The following is a 3,767-nucleotide window of genomic DNA, read 5'->3' on the forward strand; positions in this document are numbered from 1 at the left end:
GCTCAGCCTGCCCGAGGGCGCCATCCGCAACGTCGGCAGCTTCCCGGCGGACGTGAACCTGCACGCCGACCTCACGGCGCGGATCACGGTGGAAGTGGTCGCGGAGTAAGCCGGTCCCGGTGGGTTCCATGGCCGATCCGGCCGCGCTCAAGGTACCGCCGCATTCCATCGAGGCCGAGCAGTCGGTGCTCGGCGGCCTGCTGCTGGAAGGCTCGGCCTGGGACCAGGTCTCGGACCGGCTGGTCGAGGAGGACTTCTACCGCCAGGACCACCGCCTGATCTACCAGGCGATCCGGCGCGTCTACGACTCCGGCCGGCCGTGCGACCTGATCACGGTCGCCGAGGCGCTGGAGCAAAGCGGCGATCTCGAACGCGTGGGCGGCATGGCGTATCTGGGCCTGCTGGCCGGTGGCGTGGTCAGCGCGGTCAACCTTGCCGCCTACGCCGACATCGTGCGCGAGCGGGCCATCGCCCGGCAGCTGATCGGCGTCGGCAGCGCCATCGCCGACAGCGGTTTTCACCCGCAGGGCCGCTCGGTGGCCGAGCTGCTGGATGCCGCCGAAGCGCGGGTGTTCGAGATCGCCGAGCGCGGCGCGCGCGCCCGCTCGGGCTTCGCCGCCGTCAAGGACTTGCTGCCGACGGTGCTCGAGCGCCTGGACGCGCTGTACCGCTCCGGCACCACGCTGACCGGCGTGTCGACCGGCTTTACCGACCTCGATCGCATGACCTCGGGCCTGCACGCGGCCGAGCTGATCATCGTCGCCGGCCGCCCGTCGATGGGCAAAACCTCGTTCGCCATGAACATGGTCGAGAGCGTCGCCATCCGCAGCCGCCAGCCGGTGGCCGTGTTCAGCATGGAAATGCCGGCCGAGCAGCTGGCGCTGCGCATGATCTCGTCCTTGGGCCGCGTCGACGCCCACCGCGTGCGCACCGGCCAGCTGCACGACGACGACTGGCCGCGCGTGACCTCGGCCATGCACCTGCTCGGCGAGGCCGACATTTTCATCGACGACACGCCGGCGCTGACGCCGCTGGAGCTGCGCGCCCGCACGCGGCGCCTGAAGCGCCAGCACGGGCTGGGGCTGGTGGTGGTCGACTACCTGCAGCTGATGCAGTCGCCGGGCGCCAAGGACAACCGCGCGCTCGAAATTTCCGAGATTTCCCGCTCGCTGAAGGCGCTCGCCAAGGAACTGTCGGTGCCGGTGATCGCGCTGTCGCAGCTGAACCGCTCGCTCGAAAGCCGCCCCAACAAGCGCCCGGTGATGTCGGACCTGCGCGAGTCGGGCGCCATCGAGCAGGACGCCGACGTGATCCTGTTCATCTACCGCGACGAGGTCTACAACGAGGACAGCCCGGACAAGGGCAAGGCCGAGATCATCATCGCCAAGCAGCGCAACGGCCCGATCGGCCACCTGTATCTTGCCTTCCTGGGCGCCTACACGCGCTTCGAGGACCTGGCGCAGGACTACGGCGGCTATGGCGACTAGGCCGGCGTCGTCGCCGATCTGAGCCGCCGACCGTGGCCCGCGACCGCAGCCAGTTTCGCTGCGCCGAGTGCGGCGCGCTGTTCGCCCAGTGGGCCGGCCAGTGCACCGCCTGCGGCGCCTGGAACAGTCTTGCCGAGCACCGCGCGCCGTCGCGCGCAGCCGAGCGTCCGGCCAGCGCCGGCTGGAGCGGCGAGCGCGCCATCACGCATTTGCGCGCGGCCAGCGCCGGCGCGCCGGCGCGTCTTCCCACCGGCAGCACCGAACTCGACCGCGTGCTCGGCGGCGGGCTGGTGCCGGGCTCGGTGGTGCTGCTGGGCGGCGATCCGGGCATCGGCAAGTCGACGCTGTTGCTGCAGACGCTGGCCCGCCTCGCCCAGTCGACGCGGGTGCTGTACGCCAGCGGCGAGGAATCGGCGGCGCAGATCGCCGCCCGCGCGCAGCGCCTGCAGCTTGGCGACGCCGATCTGCCGCTGCTGATCGACGCGCGCCTGGAAGCCATCCTGGACGCCGCCGCCGGCTGCGAGGTGCTGGTGGTCGATTCCATCCAGACGCTGGTCGCCGAAGCGGTCGCCTCGGCGGCGGGTTCCGTGGCGCAGGTGCGCGAATGCGCGGCGCGCCTGACGCGGCTGGCCAAGACATCCGGCGTGAGCGTGCTGATCGCCGGCCACGTCACCAAGGAAGGCGCGCTGGCCGGCCCGCGCGTGCTCGAGCACATCGTCGACACGGTGCTGTACTTCGAGGGCGACAGCTCGAGCCCCTACCGCATCGTGCGCGCCTTCAAGAACCGCTTCGGCTCGGTCAACGAGCTCGGCGTGTTCGCCATGACCGAGGCGGGCCTGAAGGAAGTCAGCAACCCGTCGGCGATCTTCCTCACCCGCCACGCGCGCCCGGTGGCCGGCAGCATCACCATGGCCACGCTCGAGGGCACCCGCCCGCTGCTGCTGGAGGTGCAGGCGCTGGTGGAATCGAGCCCGCTTGGCAACCCGCGCCGGCTGGCGCTCGGCATGGACGGCTCGCGGCTGGCCATGCTGCTGGCGGTGCTGCACCGGCACGCGGGCGTGGCGCTGTTCGACCAGGACGTGTACGTGAACCTGGTCGGCGGGCTCAAGGTGACCGAAACCGCCACGGATCTCCCGGTGCTGCTGGCGGCGCTGTCCAGCCTGCGCAACCGGCCGCTGCCGGCGGACGTGCTGAGCTTCGGCGAGGTGGGTCTGGCCGGCGAGGTGCGGCCAGTGCGCGGCGGCCAGGAGCGCCTGGGTGAGGCGGCCAAGCTCGGCTTCAAGCGCGCCGTGGTCGGCAAACTGAACGCACCGCGCAAACCCATCGCCGGGCTCGAAATCCTGGCGCTCGAGCATCTCGGCGACCTCGCCGACGTGTTCGCGCGCCTGACCGACGGCGCCTGATCGCGCCCAAGGTGAAATCGCCCGAATGCGGGTATGCTTGCCCGCATCTCCTCACCCTTGGCCTGAATCGGTCGTCGTAACGTGCTGTCTTTGCTGGACAAGCTCTACTCGGTACAGCAAACGCGCCGCATCGACCAGATCGCGGCGCAGCAACCGGGCTGCAGCGGCGACGCGCTGATGGAGCGCGCCGGCGCGGCGGCGTTCGCCCTGCTGCGCCGCCGCTGGCCCGACGCCCGGCGCATCGGCGTGCTGTGCGGCGCCGGCAACAACGGCGGCGACGGTTACGTGCTGGCGCGCCTGGCTCACCTGGCGGGCCTCACCGTCGATTTGATCGCCGTGGCGGGTCCGCCGCGGGCCGGCAGCGAGGCCGAGCGCGCCAGGCAGGCGTTCCTCGCCTGCGGCGGCAGCGAACTGTCCGACGCCACCGCACCGACCAGCGCCGACCTGCTGGTCGACGCCCTGCTCGGCACCGGCCTCGACCGCCTGCCCGGCGGCGCGGTGGCCGAGGCCATCGCCGCCATCAACGCCGCCGGCCGGCCGGTGCTCGCGCTCGACCTGCCGAGCGGCCTTCACGCCGATACCGGCGCCACGCCGGGCGCGGTGGTGCGGGCCACCGCCACCATCAGCTTCGTCGCCCGCAAGCAGGGCCTGTACACCGGTGCCGCGCGCGACTGCTGCGGTGAACTGCATTTCGACGATCTGGGCGTGCCGGCGCTGGCCTGCGCGGCTGCCGGCGAGCCGCCCGCCGTGCTGCTCGACCTGCCGGCGCTGCGCGCGCGCTGGCTGCCGCCACGCCGGCGCGGCGCGCACAAGGGCGACTTCGGGCACGTGCTGGTGCTGGGCGGCGATCACGGCTACGGCGGCGCGGCGTGTCTGG

The 3,767-nt window shown here is 72.2% G+C and carries 4 protein-coding genes; all 4 read left to right on the forward strand.

Annotated features, from left to right (window positions below; translation table 11 throughout):
• Positions 1 to 7 precede the first annotated feature (7 nt).
• Positions 8 to 109, forward strand: coding sequence for a 50S ribosomal L9 C-terminal domain-containing protein (locus PHC73_RS14040; RefSeq protein WP_366949878.1), 102 nt, complete (start codon positions 8 to 10; stop codon positions 107 to 109).
• A gap of 19 nt (positions 110 to 128) precedes the next feature.
• Positions 129 to 1,487 (forward strand): replicative DNA helicase, encoded by a 1,359-nt coding sequence (gene dnaB, locus PHC73_RS12260; protein WP_300128682.1) that lies wholly within the window; start codon positions 129 to 131, stop codon positions 1,485 to 1,487.
• 32 nt (positions 1,488 to 1,519) lie between these two features.
• The gene (gene radA, locus PHC73_RS12265) at positions 1,520 to 2,890 is read left to right on the forward strand and encodes a DNA repair protein RadA (RefSeq protein WP_300128684.1); all 1,371 of its coding nucleotides are present in this window, start codon (positions 1,520 to 1,522) and stop codon (positions 2,888 to 2,890) included.
• Positions 2,891 to 2,971: 81 nt separating this feature from the next.
• Positions 2,972 to 3,767 (forward strand): NAD(P)H-hydrate epimerase (locus PHC73_RS12270; protein ID WP_300128687.1); only part of this gene is annotated, 796 nt, incomplete at its 3' end.

This window comes from Immundisolibacter sp., from assembly GCF_028696615.1.
Classification (GTDB): domain Bacteria; phylum Pseudomonadota; class Gammaproteobacteria; order Immundisolibacterales; family Immundisolibacteraceae; genus Immundisolibacter.